This window comes from Staphylococcus sp. GDY8P67P (assembly GCF_017892545.1).
GTDB lineage: Bacteria > Bacillota > Bacilli > Staphylococcales > Staphylococcaceae > Staphylococcus > Staphylococcus ureilyticus.
Genome location: NZ_JAESLH010000012.1, coordinates 212,244 through 232,689 on the forward strand (window position 1 = coordinate 212,244; position 20,446 = coordinate 232,689).

The 20,446-nt window shown below is 33.8% G+C and carries 17 protein-coding genes and 1 riboswitch; of the genes, 14 read left to right on the top strand and 3 right to left on the bottom strand.

The genetic code is table 11. From position 1 onward, the window contains the following. Positions 1-304 precede the first annotated feature (304 nt). From sdaAB to recG, 3 genes are read left to right on the top strand one after another with little or no spacing between them, the layout of a single operon-like run. Positions 305-970, top strand: a complete 666-nt coding sequence (gene sdaAB, locus KA833_RS05605; RefSeq protein WP_046208668.1) for an L-serine ammonia-lyase, iron-sulfur-dependent subunit beta — start codon at positions 305-307, stop codon at positions 968-970. Positions 971-983: 13 nt separating this feature from the next. Continuing rightward, positions 984-1,853, top strand: a complete 870-nt coding sequence (gene sdaAA / locus KA833_RS05610) for an L-serine ammonia-lyase, iron-sulfur-dependent, subunit alpha (RefSeq protein ID WP_046208667.1) — start codon at positions 984-986, stop codon at positions 1,851-1,853. A gap of 1 nt (position 1,854) precedes the next feature. Continuing rightward, positions 1,855-3,900: an ATP-dependent DNA helicase RecG gene (gene recG, locus KA833_RS05615; RefSeq protein ID WP_210128105.1), complete on the top strand. Its 2,046-nt coding sequence runs from the start codon at positions 1,855-1,857 to the stop codon at positions 3,898-3,900. A 50-nt stretch (positions 3,901-3,950) separates the two neighbouring features. Here recG and KA833_RS05620 read toward each other — a convergent pair whose 3' ends face one another. Beyond that, positions 3,951-5,510, bottom strand: coding sequence for a M4 family metallopeptidase (locus KA833_RS05620; protein ID WP_210128107.1), 1,560 nt, complete (start codon positions 5,508-5,510; stop codon positions 3,951-3,953). A 291-nt stretch (positions 5,511-5,801) separates the two neighbouring features. Between KA833_RS05620 and fapR the strand changes: the two genes are divergently transcribed. The 10 genes from fapR to ffh all read left to right on the top strand — a co-directional run bounded on the left by fapR (position 5,802) and on the right by ffh (position 17,125). Continuing rightward, entirely contained in the window at positions 5,802-6,371 is a 570-nt protein-coding gene (gene fapR / locus KA833_RS05625; protein ID WP_046208664.1) for a transcription factor FapR, read from the top strand. Further along, complete coding sequence (gene plsX / locus KA833_RS05630) at positions 6,364-7,350, top strand: phosphate acyltransferase PlsX (protein WP_210128109.1); 987 nt, start codon at positions 6,364-6,366, stop codon at positions 7,348-7,350. Before fapR ends, plsX begins: the two co-directional genes overlap by 8 nt. Further along, positions 7,343-8,269 (top strand): ACP S-malonyltransferase, encoded by a 927-nt coding sequence (fabD, locus tag KA833_RS05635; RefSeq protein WP_210128110.1) that lies wholly within the window; start codon positions 7,343-7,345, stop codon positions 8,267-8,269. Before plsX ends, fabD begins: the two co-directional genes overlap by 8 nt. Then, positions 8,262-8,999 carry a 3-oxoacyl-[acyl-carrier-protein] reductase gene (gene fabG / locus KA833_RS05640; RefSeq protein ID WP_046208661.1) on the top strand — a complete coding sequence of 246 codons (738 nt, stop codon included), beginning with the start codon at positions 8,262-8,264 and terminating at the stop codon, positions 8,997-8,999. The genes fabD and fabG overlap by 8 nt, the downstream gene beginning before the upstream one ends. A gap of 162 nt (positions 9,000-9,161) precedes the next feature. Further along, entirely contained in the window at positions 9,162-9,395 is a 234-nt protein-coding gene (locus KA833_RS05645; RefSeq protein WP_019467939.1) for an acyl carrier protein, read from the top strand. A 249-nt stretch (positions 9,396-9,644) separates the two neighbouring features. Next, positions 9,645-10,355, top strand: coding sequence for a ribonuclease III (gene rnc, locus KA833_RS05650; protein WP_371090939.1), 711 nt, complete (start codon positions 9,645-9,647; stop codon positions 10,353-10,355). A 255-nt stretch (positions 10,356-10,610) separates the two neighbouring features. Then, the gene (smc, locus tag KA833_RS05655; RefSeq protein ID WP_210128112.1) at positions 10,611-14,180 is read left to right on the top strand and encodes a chromosome segregation protein SMC; all 3,570 of its coding nucleotides are present in this window, start codon (positions 10,611-10,613) and stop codon (positions 14,178-14,180) included. After that, the gene (gene ftsY, locus KA833_RS05660) at positions 14,177-15,412 is read left to right on the top strand and encodes a signal recognition particle-docking protein FtsY (RefSeq protein ID WP_210128114.1); all 1,236 of its coding nucleotides are present in this window, start codon (positions 14,177-14,179) and stop codon (positions 15,410-15,412) included. The genes smc and ftsY overlap by 4 nt, the downstream gene beginning before the upstream one ends. Then, complete coding sequence (locus tag KA833_RS05665; RefSeq protein WP_204180068.1) at positions 15,399-15,731, top strand: putative DNA-binding protein; 333 nt, start codon at positions 15,399-15,401, stop codon at positions 15,729-15,731. The genes ftsY and KA833_RS05665 overlap by 14 nt, the downstream gene beginning before the upstream one ends. A 26-nt stretch (positions 15,732-15,757) precedes the next feature. After that, positions 15,758-17,125, top strand: a complete 1,368-nt coding sequence (gene ffh / locus KA833_RS05670) for a signal recognition particle protein (RefSeq protein WP_046208656.1) — start codon at positions 15,758-15,760, stop codon at positions 17,123-17,125. A 254-nt stretch (positions 17,126-17,379) separates the two neighbouring features. Here ffh and KA833_RS05675 read toward each other — a convergent pair whose 3' ends face one another. Both KA833_RS05675 and KA833_RS05680 read right to left on the bottom strand, forming a co-directional pair. Next, positions 17,380-18,690 carry an LLM class flavin-dependent oxidoreductase gene (locus KA833_RS05675; RefSeq protein ID WP_064209042.1) on the bottom strand — a complete coding sequence of 437 codons (1,311 nt, stop codon included), beginning with the start codon at positions 18,688-18,690 and terminating at the stop codon, positions 17,380-17,382. Between the two features lie 19 nt (positions 18,691-18,709). Further along, positions 18,710-19,462, bottom strand: coding sequence for a 3-oxoacyl-ACP reductase (locus tag KA833_RS05680; protein ID WP_070658417.1), 753 nt, complete (start codon positions 19,460-19,462; stop codon positions 18,710-18,712). A gap of 107 nt (positions 19,463-19,569) precedes the next feature. After that, a riboswitch (TPP riboswitch) is annotated at positions 19,570-19,669 on the bottom strand. 197 nt (positions 19,670-19,866) lie between these two features. Between KA833_RS05680 and rpsP the strand changes: the two genes are divergently transcribed. Further along, positions 19,867-20,133: a 30S ribosomal protein S16 gene (rpsP, locus tag KA833_RS05685; protein ID WP_019468468.1), complete on the top strand. Its 267-nt coding sequence runs from the start codon at positions 19,867-19,869 to the stop codon at positions 20,131-20,133. Positions 20,134-20,446 lie beyond the last annotated feature (313 nt).

The window sequence follows — 20,446 nt, forward strand, 5'->3', positions numbered from 1 at the left end:
GTCATATCTGGTTACGTATATTTATTTTGACGCAAAAAAATGGGTGAAGTTAATGTTTAAAGAAGTATATACTAAATAGATGTAAATATCGTAATAATATTCACGGTAAAGAATAATTATTTTCATTATGTTTATATGTGTATTCAATTCACAATAGTGTGCAATTTGTAATAATTTTGAATTAAAAGCAGTACAACTAAAATTAGTTTATAATGTTAACTTAAATTGTTATAATAATAAAGGTGCAAATAAAATGTAAGCGCAACACTTTAGAATGATTAAAAATAAGGGTGGGGTATCCATTATGAAATATAAAACAGTTTTCGATATAATTGGTCCAACAATGGTTGGTCCATCATCTTCACATACAGCAGGTGCAGTCAGAATTGGCTTAGTAGCTAAAGATTTATTTAATCAAATACCAAAACAAGTTGATATATATTTGTATGGGTCATTTATGGAAACATATAAGGGCCATGGTACAGATGTAGCACTTGTGGGTGGCTTATTAGGATATGATACAGACGATGATCGAATCCAAAAAAGTTTAGAGACTGCTGAAGAAATTGGCATGAAAGTGAATTTTATTGAAATGGCAGAAGAACGCTCTCACCCAAACACTGCAATTATTAATATGAGAGACGGAGAAAAAGAAATTTCTGTTGAAGGTGTGTCAATTGGTGGCGGTAAGATAGAAGTTGTTGCAATCAATGGTTTTAGTATTGCAATTAGTGGTAACTATCCAGCACTTTTAGTATTCCATAAAGATACATTTGGTACGATCGGCCGTGTAGCTAATATATTAGGTGATTCCAGTATTAATGTTGGTAGCATGCAAGTTTCAAGAAAAGAAAAAGGTGACCAAGCATTAATGACTTGTGAATTAGATGATGCTATCAATGATGAAATAATAGAAAAAATAAAAAACGTCGATGGTGTAGTGACAGTCTCACTCATGGGCGACGCCTAATGGAGGGATATCAATGTTTAAAAGTGTAAAAGAACTTATTGAAAAATGTGAGACAGAAGATAAAAAAATATATGAAGTGATGCTTGAGCAAGAAATGGAAGTTACTGGTTTATCAGAAGAAGAAGTATATGCACATATGGATAAAAATTTACAAACTATGGAAAATGCATTAGATGAAGGCTTAGAAGGCGTAACTTCAACGACTGGTCTAACAGGTGGAGACGCTGTTTTAATAAAAGAATATTTAAAAACAGGTAAATCTTTATCTGGTGCAACATTATTAGATGCTGTGAGCAAAGCAGTAGCAACAAATGAAGTAAATGCAGCAATGGGTAAAATTTGTGCTACACCAACGGCTGGTTCAGCTGGAGTCGTTCCTGGGGTTCTGTTTGGTTTGAAACCACGATTAGAACCTACACGTAAAGATATGTTGAATTTCTTATTAACTTCAGGCGCATTTGGATTTGTTGTAGCAAATAATGCATCGATATCTGGAGCAGCAGGTGGTTGTCAGGCAGAAGTTGGATCGGCCGCAGCTATGGCTGCAGGTGCGACAGTTGAGCTTGCAGGTGGTACACCACAACAATCTTCGGAAGCTTTTGCAATTTGTTTGAAAAATATGCTAGGTTTAGTATGTGACCCTGTAGCTGGATTAGTAGAAGTACCTTGTGTAAAAAGAAATGCAGCTGGGGCATCTAATGCAATCGTCTCAGCCGATATGGCATTAGCAGGTGTAACTTCCAGAATCCCGACAGACGAAGTAATAGAAGCAATGTATAAAATAGGGCAAACGATGCCTTCAGCGTTGCGTGAAACTGGTCGTGGAGGTTTAGCAGGCACACCGACAGGACAGCGTTTAAAACAAGAAATATTTGGTGATTAAAATGTCAAAAGTCAATTTAATAGAAAGCCCATTTCCATTATCACAAATCAAGGGTTTAGGTCCTAAGCGGTTAGCGGTATTAAATGAATTGAACATTTATACAGTAGAAGATTTAATCTTATATTTACCAACGCGTTATGAAGACAATACTGTAGTTGACTTGAATGAAGCAGAAGATCAAGCGATGGTGACTGTTGTTGGGGAAGTATACTCAACACCCACTGTCGCTTTTTTTGGTAGGAATAAATCTAAGTTGACAGTTCATTTAATGGTTAACAATATTGCAGTAAAATGTGTATTTTTTAATCAACCCTACTTGAAAAAGAAACTAGAACTACACCAAACGGTTACGATTAAAGGAAAATGGAATAGAAATAAGCAAGAAATTAACGGAAATCGAATGTTTTTTAATCAACCAGCAATGGAAGATGTACAATTTGAACCCATTTATCGAATTAAAGAAGGGATAAAGCAAAAACCATTACGTGATATGATTAGGCAAGTTTTAGAACATGTTACGATTCATGAATGGATATCAGATTCATTGAGAGAAAAATATAAATTAGAAACACTAGAAGATACAATCAAAACATTACACCTTGCACCGGACAAAACTTCATTGCTCAAAGCGAGAAGAACTTACGCATTTATTGAATTATTTATGTTTGAACTTAGAATGCAATGGCTAAATAGGTTGGAAAAAATATCAGATGACGCAATCGAAATTGATTATGATATTCAATTAGTAAGAAATTTTATATCATGTTTACCATTTGAATTAACTGATGCACAAAAGCAAAGTGTAAACGAGATATTTAGAGATTTAAAAGCGCCTATTCGCATGCATAGATTGTTACAAGGTGATGTTGGATCAGGAAAAACAGTCGTAGCTGCAATTTGTATGTATGCATTAAAAACAGCAGGTTATCAATCTGCTTTAATGGTACCTACTGAAATACTTGCAGAACAGCATGCTGAAAGTCTTGCAGAAATCTTTGGTGACAGAATGAACATTGCTTTACTTACAGGTTCAGTAAAAGGGAAAAAACGCAAAATTTTGTTGGAACAGCTCGAGCAAAATGAGATAGATTGTATTATTGGTACACATGCGCTTATTCAAGATGATGTTGTCTTTAATAATGTGGGCCTTGTAATTACAGATGAACAGCATCGTTTTGGTGTCAATCAACGACAATTGCTGAGAGAAAAAGGCGCGATGACAAACGTTTTGTTTATGACAGCGACACCTATTCCACGCACATTAGCAATTTCAGTTTTTGGAGAAATGGATGTATCCTCAATCAAACAGTTACCAAAGGGTAGGAAGCCTATTATAACCTCTTGGTCTAAACATGAAGCATACGAAAGTGTATTACAACAAATGTCTGCTGAATTAAAAAAAGGTAGACAAGCATATGTGATTTGTCCATTGATAGAAAGTTCAGAGCATTTAGAAGATGTACAAAATGTAGTTGAATTGTTCGAATCTTTACAAGCCTTTTATGGTAAAGGAAAAGTTGGACTACTTCATGGTAAATTAACCTCAGAAGAAAAAGATCAAGTGATGCAACAATTTAGTAAACATGAAATTGATATATTAGTGTCAACGACAGTGGTAGAAGTAGGAGTTAACGTCCCTAATGCAACATTTATGATGATATATGATGCGGATCGATTTGGATTATCGACTTTACATCAATTAAGAGGACGTGTTGGTAGAAGTGAACACCAAAGCTATTGTGTATTAATTGCTTCACCGAAAACTGAAACAGGGATAGAACGTATGAATGTAATGACACAAACAACAGATGGTTTTGAATTAAGTGAACGTGATTTAGAAATGAGAGGACCTGGTGATTTCTTTGGTGTGAAACAAAGTGGGTTACCTGACTTTTTAGTAGCGAATGTTGTTGAAGATTATAAAATGTTAGAAGTAGCGAGAGATGAGGCAGCAGAATTAATTCAATCCGGTGCTTTTTTTGAAGATGAGTATCAAAGATTAAGAACATTTGTAGAAGATAATTTACTATATACTAGTTTTGATTAACAAAAACAGCAATTTAGCGTGTCATTTGCTAAACTGCTGTTTTTTTATATTTACGAGCCTACACCTACTTTAGTCCATGCTTGTGCTACAGATTGTGATTCGTTACTATTATGGCCATATAATTCATCTGCTGCTTGTTTTAAGGCAATTTTGGCATCAGAAAATTCAGCATTGGACGTCAAATATTGAGTTAATGCGAGATAGTATATTTGCTCGGCTTTTTCTTTACCAATTGATTGTATCGTGAGATATGCAGCTTTGTTTGGAATACCACTATTAATATGGACACCACCATTATCTTCAGCGCCAGTATAAAATTGATCCATATGTGCTGGTTGATCGTATTTTTCTGGATCTTTTAAGCTTCTTAAAGCGTCACCATCTTGATTGGGAGTATATACATCTTCACCCATCAGCCAGTTATCAGGGTCAATAAAATACCCAAATACATCTGAGAAAGATTCGTTGAGTGCACCCGATTGATTTACATATTCTAAATTAGCAGTTCTTTCAGTTACCGCATGTGTTAATTCATGAGCAACAATATCTTTAGCGCCTGATAAGGGATTAAATGTTTGACCATCACCGTCACCGTAAACCATATATTGTCCGGTCCATGCTGCATTATTATAGTTCTTATCAAAATGGACAACTGAATTAATATCAGCAGCATTATCGTCGTAACTATTTCTATCGTGTGTATTTAAATAATAATCATAAACTGCTTTTGCGTAATAGTGTGCATCGACGCCAGGACGTTGTTGTTTTTCATCAAAATATTTTGAATCATTTATGATAGGAGAAAATTGATCAGTGGTTCCATTGGCACTTTCAGTATTAATATGTGCATCTGTCGTTGTATCATTTAAAGTATATTGTCCATTGTTGCTAGATACATTAAGTGGTGATTTTTTATCACCATTCACTCCGATACCAGAACCTTTTTCTAAAGCGTGTTCAATCACATTTTGTTTTTTTAATATCTCCCCAGTGCTAGCATCAACTTGTATTTGCCAATGTGCAGGCTTAGGAGATATGTAATTTAATTCTATATTATATATATATCTTTCTTTTTTACTATTAACATCTAGTTTGTTTTTAGACACTACTTTAAAGCCATCAATGTTTGTAACGTCATTGCTTTTTTTACCAATTGCTTTAAAGGCTAATTTTTCTGCTTGGGAAGAAGATAGTTTCACCGTATTATTAACGTCGATATGTTGTCTGTGTATATGACCATTGATAAGTGATACGTTTCCATCAGAGTTCACATGGACTTTAATTGTGCTATCATTAGCTAAAATATGATTGATTTTTGGTTTTAATTCATAATGTTTAACACCAGTTGAATCAACACTGCTATTGATTACTTTGTATTGTTTAAATGCATTTTTATTAATAGATTCTGTTTTAGTTTTATTTGTATTGAGCACAGATGTAGCGTTGTTTTGTAGGAAATGTTCTACATCTATTTTATTGGAAATTTTTGTTTCAGTTGAAGTTTCTAAGTTTTCAGGAACGATACTATTGATTTCTTTTGCGTTACTCTGAGTGGAAAAAGCTGCAAAAAATGTTGCAGATAGCAATGCATTGGTCACTACTTTTTTCAATGTTTACAACCCCTTTGAATTGGAATGAATAATCTATGTATTTCTGAAAAATTTTTAATAGTTAAGTGTTTTAAAAACGATAAATTTTATTTTTATATAATTTAACATATTATTATTAAAAGTTATATATTAACTTTAAAAACTTTTTTTGCTTTGGTTATAAAAGTGTTCAGCTTTAACTCAATATAATGGAGAAAGTCTTATGTTTTTAGTTGAGCAATTGAAATAGAAAGTGTTATGATATGTTAGGAATGTTTAAGACTTGGTACTAAAATTAGGGAGTAGTAAACTATGAAGTTAAAAAAACAAGAACGTCGTGAAGCGATAAAAAAAGAAATAGAAAAAAATCCCTTTATTACTGATCTTGATTTAAGCAGTCTTTTTTCAGTCAGTATCCAAACAATAAGGTTGGATCGTACACACTTAAATATTCCTGAATTGAGAAAAAGAATAAAATCCGTTGCGAGAAAAAATCACGAAAGTATTCGATCTATTGATGGAAGTGAAATCATAGGTGATGTGATTAACGTTGAACCAGATCATCAAGCAACATCTCTGATTAATATTGATGAAGATTCAGTATTTACAAGAAATAAGATTGCCAGAGGTCATGTGTTGTTTGCACAGGCCAATTCATTATGTGTGGCACTTATACATAAACCAGTCGTTTTAACTAAAGAAAGTAATGTTTCATTTTTAAAACAAGTTAAATTAAACGATACAGTACGTGCTGAAGCACAAGCTGTCGAAATAACGAATAAATATTTTAAGATAAAAGTAAATTCGTATGTCAAAGATACTTTAGTATTTAGAGGTACATTCAAAATGTATTATACAAGTGAGGATGAACAAAATGGTTAAAATAGCTATCGACATGATGGGTGGCGATGACGCACCTGGCATCGTTTTAGAAGCTGTTGAAAAAGCGGTCAATGATTTTAAAGATTTAGAAATTATATTATTTGGAGACCAAAATAAATGTAATATTAATCACGAAAGAGTGGAAGTACGTCACTGTACAGAAGCGATAACGATGGAAGATGACCCTGTAAGAGCAATTAAACGAAAAAAAAATAGTTCGATGGTGCGCATGGCTGAAGCAGTAAAATCTGGTGAAGCGGATGGATGTGTATCAGCCGGTAATACAGGTGCATTAATGTCTGCAGGACTATTTATTGTTGGTAGAATTAAAGGTGTAGAAAGACCAGCATTAGTGCTTACTTTACCTACTGTATCAGGTAAAGGTTTTGTATTTATGGATGTCGGTGCAAATGCGGATGCTAAAGCAGAACACTTATTGCAATATGCACAATTAGGCAATATTTACGCACAAAAAATACGTAATATTGAACAACCTTCTGTAGCATTGCTTAATATAGGAACTGAAGCAGCTAAGGGAAATACATTAACTAAAAAAGCGTTTAATTTAATGGATGAACAACAAGAATTTCATTTTGCTGGTAATGTAGAAGCGAAAGTATTAATGGATGATGCTGCAGATGTCGTTGTCACAGATGGCTATACTGGTAACATGATCCTAAAAAATCTAGAAGGTGTAGCAAAATCTATAGGAAAAATGTTGAAATCTACACTTTTAAGTAGTTTAAAAAATAAATTAGCAGCGTTAGTCTTACGCAAAGATTTAAATGAGTTAACTACAAAAATGGACTATGCAGAATATGGTGGTTCAGTTTTACTAGGATTGAATGGTATCGTTGTAAAAGCACATGGTAGTTCTAATGCCAAGGCATTTTATTCAGCAATTCGTCAAGCTAAGGTTGCTGGAGAATTAAATATAGTAGATACAATGAGAGAAACGGTGGGGTCAAAAAATGGGTAAAACAGCGATTATTTTTCCTGGACAAGGGTCACAAAAAGTAGGCATGGCTAGTGATTTGTTTAATGAAATTGATGCCGCAACATCAATTTTAAATGAAGCACAAGCACAATTGGATTTTGATATCTTAGAAACAATGTTTGAAGATGCCGAAGGTAAATTAGGCCAAACTGAAAATACACAACCAGCATTACTTACACATAGTACCGCTTTATTAATGGCATTAAAACAAATTGATGCAGATTATACAATGGGTCATAGCTTAGGTGAGTACGCGAGTCTAGTAGCGAGTGGCGTATTAAAGTTTGAGGACGCGGTAAAAATAGTTCGTAAACGTGGACAATTGATGGCAGCAGCTTTTCCTGATGGTGTTGGTAGCATGGCAGCTGTCCTAGGTTTAAATTACAGTGAAGTTGATGACATTTGCAAACAACTTTCAACAGAAGACGAAGTCATAGAACCTGCTAATATCAATGCACCTGGACAAATTGTGGTTTCAGGGCATAAAACATTAATAGATCAACTTGTTGCTGAAGGAAAATCTTTGGGTGCTAAACGCGTCATGCCTTTAGCCGTTTCTGGTCCTTTCCATTCATCCATGATGCAAGTTATTGAATCGGACTTTGCAAATTATATCGAACAATTTGAATGGAACGACGCCAATTATCCAGTGGTACAAAATGTAAATGCTAAAGGTGAAACAGATGCTAAAGAAATTAAAGAGAATATGATTAAACAATTATATTCTCCGGTTCAATTTATAGATTCTGTGACATGGCTACTTGATCAAGGTGTCGACCATTTTATTGAAATTGGGCCAGGTAAAGTACTTTCAGGATTAATAAAAAAAATAAATAGAGATGTTAAGCTTACTTCAATTCAAACATTAGAAGACGTAAAAGGGTGGAATGAAAATGACTAAAAATGCATTAGTAACTGGAGCATCTAGAGGTATTGGTCGTAGTATAGCAATTCAGTTAGCTGAAGAAGGTTATAACGTAGCAGTAAACTATGCAGGTAATAGAGAAAAAGCAGAGGCTGTAGTAGAAGAAGTGAAAGCTAAAGGTGTAGAAAGCTTAGCAATTCAAGCTAATGTTGCCAATGGCGATGAAGTAAAAGCAATGATTAAAGAAGTAGTAAACCAATTTGGTACAGTCGATGTATTAGTCAATAATGCAGGTATTACTAGAGATAATTTGTTGATGCGTATGAAAGAAAGTGAATGGGATGACGTTATCGACACTAATTTAAAAGGTGTGTTTAACTGTATTCAAAAGGTTACACCACAAATGTTAAGACAAAAAAGTGGGTCAATCATCAATTTATCTAGTGTAGTTGGTGCAGTAGGAAATCCAGGCCAAGCTAATTATGTTGCAACAAAAGCAGGCGTTATTGGATTGACTAAATCTGCTGCGAAAGAATTAGCTTCAAGAAATATCACAGTTAATGCCGTTGCACCAGGATTTATTGTATCTGACATGACAGATGCATTATCAGATGATTTAAAAGATCAAATGTTGCAACAAATTCCATTAGCAAGATTTGGAGAAGACACTGACATTGCAAATACAGTAGCATTTTTAGCTTCAGACAAAGCAAAATATATTACTGGTCAAACAATACATGTCAATGGTGGTATGTTTATGGAATAGTGTAACTGTACGGACATACCATTTTGAACATGACTTGATATGACTTATGGATGTATGTCATGCTCTAAGTATGTAATTCATTGAAATACTACTTGTATTTCAATCGATAAAATGGGAAAATATAAAAGTCTATCATAGGCTTTTAAAAGGAGGTGAATCGACGTGGAAAACTTCGACAAAGTAAAAGATATCATCGTTGACCGTTTAGGTGTTGACGCTGAAAAAGTAACTCAAGATGCATCTTTCAAAGATGATTTAGGCGCTGACTCACTTGATATTGCTGAATTAGTTATGGAATTAGAAGACGAATTTGGTACTGAAATTCCAGATGAAGAAGCTGAAAAAATCAACACTGTTGGTGATGCAGTTAACTTTATCAATAGTATGGAAAAATAATAAACAAATATCTGAGTCGTGGATTTTACGGCTCAGATTTTTTCTATTAAAAAGCAGTTAACTTTAGTAATCATATCAATAGTAATCGTTAAAGAGGATTAATGTACTATAAATGATAAAATGAATGTATGATTAGCAGTTTTCCCTTTAGTTTTATAATAAATTCACGTAAAATATAAAGGCATAAGTATATACAAAATTACTTTAAATTGAGGTGGAAAAGTATTGACGAATCATAAAAAAAAGGAAATGGTTAATGCATTCCAAGAAAAGTTTTCAAAAAAAATGCAAGAATTAAATTTGAATTTTAATAAAGTGAATTTATATCAACAAGCATTTTCACATTCGAGCTTTATCAATGATTTCAATATGGATAGATTAGATCATAATGAACGTTTAGAATTTTTAGGAGATGCGGTATTAGAATTGACGGTTTCACGCTATTTGTTTGACAAATATCCAGAGTTGCCAGAAGGTAATTTAACGAAAATGCGTGCGACAATTGTTTGTGAGCCTTCACTTGTAATATTCGCGAATAAAATTGCATTACACGAACTTATCTTGTTAGGTAAAGGAGAAGAAAAAACAGGTGGTAGAACAAGACCCTCACTTGTATCAGATGCATTTGAAGCTTTTGTAGGTGCACTGTATTTGGACCAAGGCCTAACCGCTGTTTGGAAATTTGCTGAAAATGTGATTTTTCCATTTGTGGAAGACGATAAACTGGATGGTGTCGTCGACTTTAAAACACAGTTTCAAGAATATGTGCATCAGCAAAACAAAGGTGACGTTACTTATCGTTTAATCAATGAAGAAGGTCCTGCACATCATCGTTTATTTACGTCGGAAGTGATTTTAGAAAACAAGCCGGTTGCGATAGGCAAAGGCAAAACGAAAAAAGAATCAGAGCAACAAGCAGCAGAAAGTGCTTATAAACTCTTGAAAAATAAAGAGGTTTAATGTCAGTTCCATCGTATATTGTGGTGTAGCTTACAGACGATTTAGCGCATGTTGGACGAAAATGTAAATAATTTAAGATGCGTTAATGAATGATGTGAAAGCATTTCTAATAGATGAGTTAATAAAGCATGTAATCATTGCAAGTCGCTGTGACAAATTTATTGATGCACTAATCATATAGAAGCGAGAGCATGAACGTATTTGCATTACGTTGTTTTTATCTCGCATCTGAGAAACACTTTAAAGGAGAATAGCATGGTATATTTGAAATCTATTGATGCCTTTGGATTTAAATCATTTGCTGAACATACAAATGTACAGTTTGATGAAGGTGTCACGGCAATAGTAGGACCTAATGGTAGTGGTAAGAGTAATATTACAGATGCAATTAAGTGGGTTTTGGGTGAACAATCTGCTAAATCATTACGTGGCGCAAAGATGGAAGATATTATTTTTTCTGGTGCAGAACATAGAAAAGCTCAAAATTTTGCTGAAGTAAAATTAAAATTAGATAATAGTTCAGGTAAATTAAATGTTGATACAGAAGAACTCGTAGTCACACGTCGTTTATATAGAAGCGGGGAAAGTGAATATTATTTAAATAATGACCGATCACGACTTAAAGATATTATAGAACTATTTTTAGATTCAGGATTAGGAAAAGAAGCATTCAGTATAATATCTCAAGGTCGCGTAGATGAAATTCTTAATGCAAAGCCAATTGATAGAAGGCAAATATTGGAAGAATCTGCAGGTGTACTAAAATATAAAAAAAGAAAGGCAACTTCTGTGCAAAAATTAGATCAAACAGAAGATAACCTGACGCGTGTAGAAGATATCTTATTTGATTTAGAAGGTCGAGTCGAACCATTACGTGAAGAAGCTGCAATAGCAAAAGAATATAAACATCTGTCTAGTGAAATGGAAAAAAGTGATGTGTTGGTCACTGTTTATGATATTGGACAATATAATCAAAATATTTATGAACTAGACGAAAATCTCAATCGCTTAAAAAGTCAACAAGCTTCAAAAAATGCGGAAAAGGCGCAGCATACACAATCATTAAATCAATATAAATCTGAACGGCAACAATTAGATGAAAAGATAGAATCTTTAAATTTTAAACTTGTTAAAGCGACTGAAGAAGTTGAAAAATTTGCTGGACAATTGAATGTGTTAGAAGAACGTAAGAAGAATCAATCGCAAACCAATGCACGATTTGAAGAAGAACAAGAAAGCTTAGAGACACAAGTGACAAATTTAAAGCAAGAGCAATCAGAAGTAAAAGAACAAATCAAACAGTTAAAAACGAAACAAAATGATCTAAATGAAGAGATACAACAATATGAATCACAACTTTATGTGTCCGATGAACAACATGATGAAAAGTTAGAATCAATAAAAGATGAATACTATCAACTCATGTCAGAACAATCAGATGTCAATAATGATATACGCTTTTTAGAGCATACAATTCAAGAAAATGAAACGAAGCAATCACGTTTAGATTCACGCTTGCTTGATGCATATAAGGAATTAAAAAATATTCAAACTCAAATCACTGAAACAGAGAAACAAAGTTCAATCGCGAAAAAAGAGTTGAAAAAAGCAGAAAGTGATTTGGCATCTTATGAAAAAAAACTAACGCAACTTAAAAATCAACAAAATGAATACGAAGAGAAATTACATCAAGCATACAGATTTAATGAAAAATTAAAATCACGTATTGATAGTTTAGCAACACAACAAGAAGAATATAGTTATTTTTTCAATGGTGTAAAACACATATTGAAAATGAAAGATAATAAACTTTCTGGCATCCGTGGTGCAGTAGCAGAAGTTATCCAAGTACCTTCGAATTTAACGAAAGCGATTGAAACTGCATTAGGTGCTTCGCTACAACATATCATCGTGGATTCTGAAAAAGATGGTCGTCAAGCAATACAATATTTAAAACAAAATGGTCTAGGAAGAGCTACATTTTTACCATTAAACGTCATTCAACCTCGTAATATTGCCAGCGATATTTTGAAGATAGCTAATAGTTCAATTGGTTTTGTGAACGTTGCTTCAAGTGCGATACAAGTTGAAAATGATTATAAACATGTGATTCAAAATTTATTAGGCAATACAATAATTGTAGACAACTTGAAAAATGCTAACGAATTAGCTAGAAAAATTCGGTATCGAACACGTATCGTAACGTTAGAGGGAGATATTGTAAATCCAGGAGGTTCCATGACTGGTGGTGGTGATCGCAAAAGTAAGAGCATTTTATCTCAAAAAGATGAGCTCTCAACAATGCGTGCGCAATTAGAAGATTATCAGCAACAAACTGCTTCATTTGAAAAACAATTTCAAGCAATTAAAGAAGAAGCCGATGCGTTAAGTAATACTTATTTCGATACGAGTCAAAGTTATAATACGATAAAACAAAACGTACATAAATTTGACTTAGAATTAGATAGATTACGTAAACAAGAAACACATTTAAAAAATGAGCATGAAGAATTTGAATTTGAGAAAAATGATGGTTACCAAAGTGAAACAAGTAAGCAAACCTTAAATGAAAAAAAAGCGCAATTGGCAACAATCCAAACGCAATTGCAAAAATTAGAAGAAGATATTAATATCTATACAAAATTATCAAAAGAAGGTAAAGAGAGTACAACGTTAATACAACAAAAATTACATCAAAAACAATCTGATTTAGCAGTAGTTAAAGAAAGATTAAGTACTCAAAAGCAAACGGAAACAAGGTTAACTAATCAACTTAAACAATTAAAAGAGCAAAAACAAAAATTGAGTGAGCAAATTGAATTATTTAATTCGGATGAGATAACTGGTGAAAAAGCTTTCGAAACGATTCAAAATAATATTGAACAAAGTAAAAGTAATAAAGCGCAATTAACAGAAGACTTGGCTACTATTAAATCACAACGCCAAACTTTGAATGATACAATTGAGACAACAGAGCGTAAGTTGGAAGTAGCAAATCAAGATATTTTATCGATTGAAAATCGTTACCAAGATATTAAAGCAGAACAATCTCGTTTAGATGTGCTAATCAATCATGCGATAGACCATTTGAGCGAACAGTATCATCTTACTTATGAACGGGCAAGTGAATTATATACACTAGAAGAGGATATTGACAGTTTACGAAAAAAAGTAAAATTAACCAAAATGTCTATAGAAGAATTAGGCCCCGTAAATTTAAATGCAATTGAACAATTTGAAGAAATCAACGAACGCTATACATTCTTGAATGAACAACGTGCTGATTTAAGAGCAGCCAAAGCGACGTTAGAACAATTAATAGAAGAAATGGATAATGAAGTGAAAGAACGATTTAAAGAAACTTTTCACGCTGTACAAGGTCATTTTTCTGAAGTATTTAAATCATTATTCGGTGGAGGACAAGCAGAGTTGCGCTTGACAGATGATGATTATTTATCAGCAGGGGTAGATATTATTGTTCAACCACCAGGTAAGAAACTGCAAAACTTATCACTATTAAGTGGTGGGGAACGTGCTTTGAGTGCAATTGCTTTGTTGTTCGCTATTTTAAAAGTGAGATCGGCACCATTTGTCATTTTAGATGAAGTAGAAGCAGCTTTAGACGAAGCCAATGTTATACGTTATGCACAATATTTAAAAGCATTATCAAACCAAACTCAATTTATTGTCATTACACATCGTAAGGGTACAATGGAATTTTCTGATCGCTTATACGGTGTAACGATGCAAGAGTCAGGTGTATCAAAATTAGTAAGTGTCAATTTAAATACGATTGATGAAGTCATTAAGGAGGAACAAGTATGAGCTTTTTCAAACGACTAAAAGATAAATTCACAACGTCTGCAGAAAATCAAAAACCAGACGAATTAGAACAAGAACAACAATCTGAATTAGATGTAGATCAACCTCAATCATCCGAAGCACCTAAGGAAAAAACAAAGCAGCCAAAAAAATTAAAAGAAGCTGATTTTGATGACGATGGATTAATTTCAATTGAGGACTTTGAAGAAATTGAAGCGCAACAACTTGGTGCAAAATTTAGAGCTGGATTAGAAAAATCACGTGAAAATTTCCAAGAGCAGTTAAACAATTTAATTGCACGTTATCGTAAAGTTGATGAAGATTTCTTTGAAGCACTGGAAGAAATGTTAATAACTGCAGATGTTGGTTTTAACACAGTGATGGAACTCGTGGAAGAATTACGTACCGAAGCACAACGTCGTAATATTTCAGAAACTGAAGATTTACGAGAAGTTATCGTAGAAAAAATTGTAGAAATCTATCATCAAGACGATGAACACTCAGAAATTATGAACATTGAAAATGAAGGATTAAATGTCATCTTAATGGTAGGCGTCAATGGTGTGGGCAAAACGACAACAATTGGTAAATTAGCACATCGCTACCAAGCTGAAGGTAAGAAAGTGATGCTAGCAGCTGGTGATACTTTTAGAGCTGGTGCTATTGAACAACTCAAAATTTGGGGAGAGCGTGTTGGCGTAGAAGTAATGAGTCAAAAAGAAGGTTCGGATCCTGCAGCGGTTATGTATGATGCCATTAATGCAGCTAAAAGTAAGGGTGTAGATATTTTAATATGTGATACTGCTGGGCGTTTACAAAACAAATCTAATTTGATGAATGAACTAGAAAAAGTAAAACGTGTGATAGGTAGAGCAGTACCTGAAGCGCCTCATGAAGTCCTACTTTGTTTAGATGCTACTACTGGACAAAATGCCTTGTCCCAAGCTAAATCATTCAAAGAGGTTACGAGTGTGACTGGTATTGTATTAACTAAACTGGATGGTACTGCAAAAGGCGGTATCGTTTTAGCGATACGTAATGAATTAAAAATACCAGTTAAATATGTTGGTTTAGGTGAAAAATTAGATGATTTACAACCATTTAATCCAGAAAGCTATGTATATGGACTGTTTGCTGATATGATTGAACAAAATGTTGATGATTCAAATGCAGCGGATGATCATACAGATAGCACGGATGTACAGAATGAAGGTCATACAGATGACACAAAATGATTTAATTAAGACCATACGTATGAATTATTTATTTGATTTTTATCAATCATTATTAACGGAAAAACAACGTAACTATCTAGAACTATTTTATCTACAAGATTATTCTTTAAGTGAGATTGCAGATACGTTTGATGTGAGCCGCCAAGCAGTGTATGATAACATAAGAAGAACTGGTGATTTAGTAGAAGATTATGAAATGAAACTAGGCCTTTATCAAAATTTTGAAAAACGACAAAACATATATGAAGCGATCAAAAAGCATATTGATGAGCCAGAAATAATTGAACAGTATCTTCAAACGCTTGAAGATTTGGAATAATTGAGAGTATAAAGGAGGGTAATGATATGGCATTTGAAGGATTATCCGATCGTCTTCAAGGGACGATGCAAAAGATCCGTGGCAAAGGAAAAGTTACAGAAGCAGATATTAAATTAATGATGCGAGAAGTTCGACTAGCATTACTTGAAGCAGACGTTAACTTTAAAGTCGTAAAGGATTTTGTCAAAACCGTATCAGAACGAGCTTTAGGTTCAGATGTAATGAAGTCATTAACACCTGGACAACAAGTCATTAAGATAGTACAAGAAGAACTTACACAACTGATGGGTGGCGAAAATGCAACCATCAAGATGGCCAATAAACCGCCAACAGTTGTGATGATGGTTGGTTTACAAGGTGCAGGTAAAACTACAACTGCAGGTAAATTAGCATTACTCATGCGTAAAAAATACAACAAAAAACCATTATTAGTAGCAGCCGATATTTATAGACCAGCTGCGATTGACCAATTACAAACTGTTGGTAAGCAAATTGATATTCCTGTTTACAGTGAAGGGGATCAAGTAAAACCTCAACAAATTGTAGAAAATGCCATTAAACACGCAAAGGAAGAACATTTAGATTTTGTTATTATTGATACGGCAGGTCGTTTGCATGTTGATGAAGCATTAATGGAAGAATTAAGTGATGTAAAAGAAATTACTAAACCAGATGAGATTATGCTTGTTGTTGATGCGATGACTGGTCAAGACGCAGTAAATGTAGCGCAATCGTTTGATGAACAGCTAGAAGTTTCAGGTGTAACCTTGACTAAACTAGATGGTGATACACGTGGTGGTGCTGCTTTATCAATTAGATCAGTGACACAAAAGCCAATTAAATTTGTTGGTATGAGTGAAAAATTAGATGGTTTAGAACCATTTCATCCAGAACGTATGGCTTCTCGAATATTAGGTATGGGTGATGTATTAAGTTTAATAGAAAAAGCACAACAAGATGTAGATGAAGATAAAGCGAAAGATTTAGAAAAGAAAATGCGTACGTCCTCATTTACTTTGGAAGATTTCTTAGAACAATTAGATCAAGTTAAAAACCTTGGCCCATTAGATGACATTATGAAAATGATTCCTGGCATGAACAAAATGAAAGGGATGAATAATCTTAATATGGATGATAAACAAATTGACCATATTAAAGCTATTATTCAATCTATGACACCTAATGAACGAAATAATCCAGAAACATTAAATGTATCACGTAAAAAACGAATAGCTAAGGGTTCAGGACGTACTGTTCAAGAAGTTAACAGATTGATGAAACAATTTAATGAAATGAAGAAAATGATGAAGCAATTTTCTGGTGGCGGCAAAGGTAAAAAAGGTAAACGTAAGCAAATGGAGAATATGTTAAATGGTATGAATTTACCATTTTAACAATTTTGTCTATAAAATAGTTGTAAAAGCAGTGAGTAGAACATAAGGCATATTACAAAGTAAAGGACCAATCCGTATGAAAATGGATTGGTCCTTTTTATATGAATCATAAGTGATTTTGCTCGTGCATGCTTGCCTGGGGATATGGCTCGAGCCAGTAGTCTCTCGCTCATATCATAACCCTAGGCGTCAGCGCGTTACAAAATCATGGAAAATATTAAGTGATGAAATTTTATGTGTAGGTGGGAAGTTATTTAATTTGATTTAGGTAAATTCATATTTTCCCTAAATGTCTTACCCTCATATTGTATTCTAAAAAGATTTCTTTTTTGTAATTCAGGAATGATGTAATCTACAAAATCTTCTAAGCTATTTGGTAAAGTTGGTGGCATTAAATTAAATCCATCAGCTACCCCTGCATTGAACCAACGTTCCATTTCGTCAACAATCTGTTCAGGCGTTCCGATGAGTGTCAAGTGTCCACCACCTGCACTGAGATAGCCTAACAATTGTCGTAAAGTTGGGTTTTTATCTTTTATAATTTCCAATACAGTTTGGTAACGACCTTTAGGGCCATTAAAAGATTCCAATGGTGGTAAAGGTGGGACCGGTTCATCCAAATCCCAATTATGACAATCTTGATGAATGAAAAATTCTAATTGATTTAATGCTGTTTCAGTTGCTAAATGTGTGTCTAGTTTTTGCTTTTTAGCATAAGCTTCTTCGTATGTTGGTGCGACATATGTGACTAGTCCTGGAAAGACTTTTAAACTGTTCTTTGATTTACCTGCTAATTCCAGTTGATGATTTAATCTTTTTCTAAATGTAGTAGCTTGTTGTATATTCCAAGCTACTGCATAAACGGCATCTGCGTATTTCGTAGCTAGTGCAATACCAGGGTCGGATGCACCAGCTTGCATAGCAACAGGTTTTCCTTGTAGGCTACTTGGTGTTGTTAAAGGTCCTTGTACTTTAAAGTGTTCTCCAGTATGACTAATGGCATGGATATGATTTGCATTGATTAGAATATCTTGTGTCTTGTCATGTACAAAATCTTCTAAGCTCCAAGATGTTAATAGTTGATTCATAACACATGCAAATTCATCTGCTTTTTTGTAGCGTTCGTGATGTGCGGGTAAACTAGACATGCTATGATTTGCAGCTTCTAAATCCGTCATAGATGTTACTAAATTCCAACCTGCACGTCCTTGGCTCATATGATCAAGACTCAATAATTGTCTTGCAGCAGTAAAAGGATTCGAAAATGTACTTGAGATAGTCGCAACAAGACCTATATGATGAGTTACTTGCGCAATTGCTGCTAAATTCATTAAAGGGTCAAACCAAAAAGCAGGCATGTCATTATCCGTTTTTGCAGGGAAAGATTGATTATCAGCAAAAAATATAGCATCTAGCAAGCCTCGTTCTGATAGTCGAGCTAACGATTGATAATAATTGATATCACCGATTCGTTCAATACTAGAATCTTGCATACGCCATGCAGCTTGGTGATGGCCACAACCGTAAATTAATACACCTATATTGAGATGTTGATCGTGCGTCATAATTGATGCCCTCCATATTTTAGTTCATTGTTAAACCGCCATCTACGGTAATATTTTGACCAGTGATACCATTAGCTTGATCGCTAACTAGAAATGCCACCATATTTGCTACATCTTGTGGTGTTGTTACTTTATGTAATGGTGTAGTCTGTTCAATTAAATCAAATACTTCATCTGAAGTGGCAGCACTGGCGTCTGTAGTTTTTAATAAACCACCAGAAACGACATTAGCTTTGATGCCATATTGACCAAGTTCAGCAGCAATATTTCTTGTAAAACCGATTAAACTTGATTTAGCGGTAGTATATTCATGATAGGGAACGACAGGATTTTGGTATAAATTCGTTCCGATAGATATAATAGTACCTGATTTATGCTCAATAAATTGGTCGATAACACTTTGGGTTACATTAAAAGCGCCTTTTAGAGTGCCGTCAATTTGTTGTTGGTAATCTGACCAATTTAAGTCTTTAAATGATTTTTGGCGAGAAGGATCAAATTTAAACCCTATAAGCGCATTATTCACAACAGCATCTATTTTTCCAAAATGATTGGTGGCTTCTGCAATTAATTGATCTACTTGTGCTCTGTCTGTGACATCAGCACGAATCGCAATTGCATGTTCGTGACCAATTTCGTCTACAACCTTTTCTGCTAATGTCTTATTCTGAAAATAATTGATAATTACATGATGCCCTTGGCTACCTAAAGTTTTTGCAATGGATGCTCCTAATCCTCTACTGCTACCAGTTATAAGTATTGTTTTACTCATCATTTCACTCCTAGAATCATTTATTAAATAAAAAAATACACAACCTCCATAAGAGAAGCTGTGTACTAAAAATCTACAATCTATAGTTAATATGTTGATATAGCTTTGTTATTTTTGTAACACTTCCCTCCGCTAGTATGGACTAGATCAGGTTCAAAGGGTTTGAGTAAATCTCATCTCAGTTAAAAAACACCCCTAGTGCATTTAATATTTAATTTATTTTCAATTTATAGTGTTTAATAGTTAATGTCAAGTTTACGATGATATCGAAAATAATATTGGTACAATGAAGTGATTAAAAGTATAAAATGGTAAAGAAGAAACTCTTTACAAACTTCTAGATAACTGTTAATATTATTTCTTGTAGAAAATAAAAATTAGAACAATCAAAGGAGAGAATATAAATGGCAGTTAAATTACGTTTAACACGTTTAGGCTCAAAAAGAAATCCATTCTATCGTATCGTAGCAGCAGATGCTCGTGCGCCACGTGATGGTCGTAACATCGAACAAATCGGAACTTATAATCCAAATAATGTAAATGCTCCAGAAGTTAAAATTGACGAAGAGTTAGCATTAAAATGGTTGAAAAATGGTGCTAAACCAACAGATACTGTACACAACATCTTATCAAGAGAAGGTATCTTGAAAAAATTTGACGATCAAAAATAATCGTCATTATTAGCACATAAAAATTTTTAAAAAAGAGAGAGTCGTGGAAATCGTAGTCATTTAAAATGATTTCGACGACTCATCTCGGTATGGATGACTATGGTTGAATGTTAACCATTGTGCATGCCAATATAATCATAAAAGGCTGAGACAATTCGTTTGTCCCAGCCTTTTAAATTAGCATACCGGTAATCATTTATATAAAGCAACATCAACAATTTAGTAGGCTTATACGAGTGAATACATTGATCAAGAATGACTTAAGATGATTTATACAATATTTTAGCTCATAACATATAGAGAAGGTTTAAAA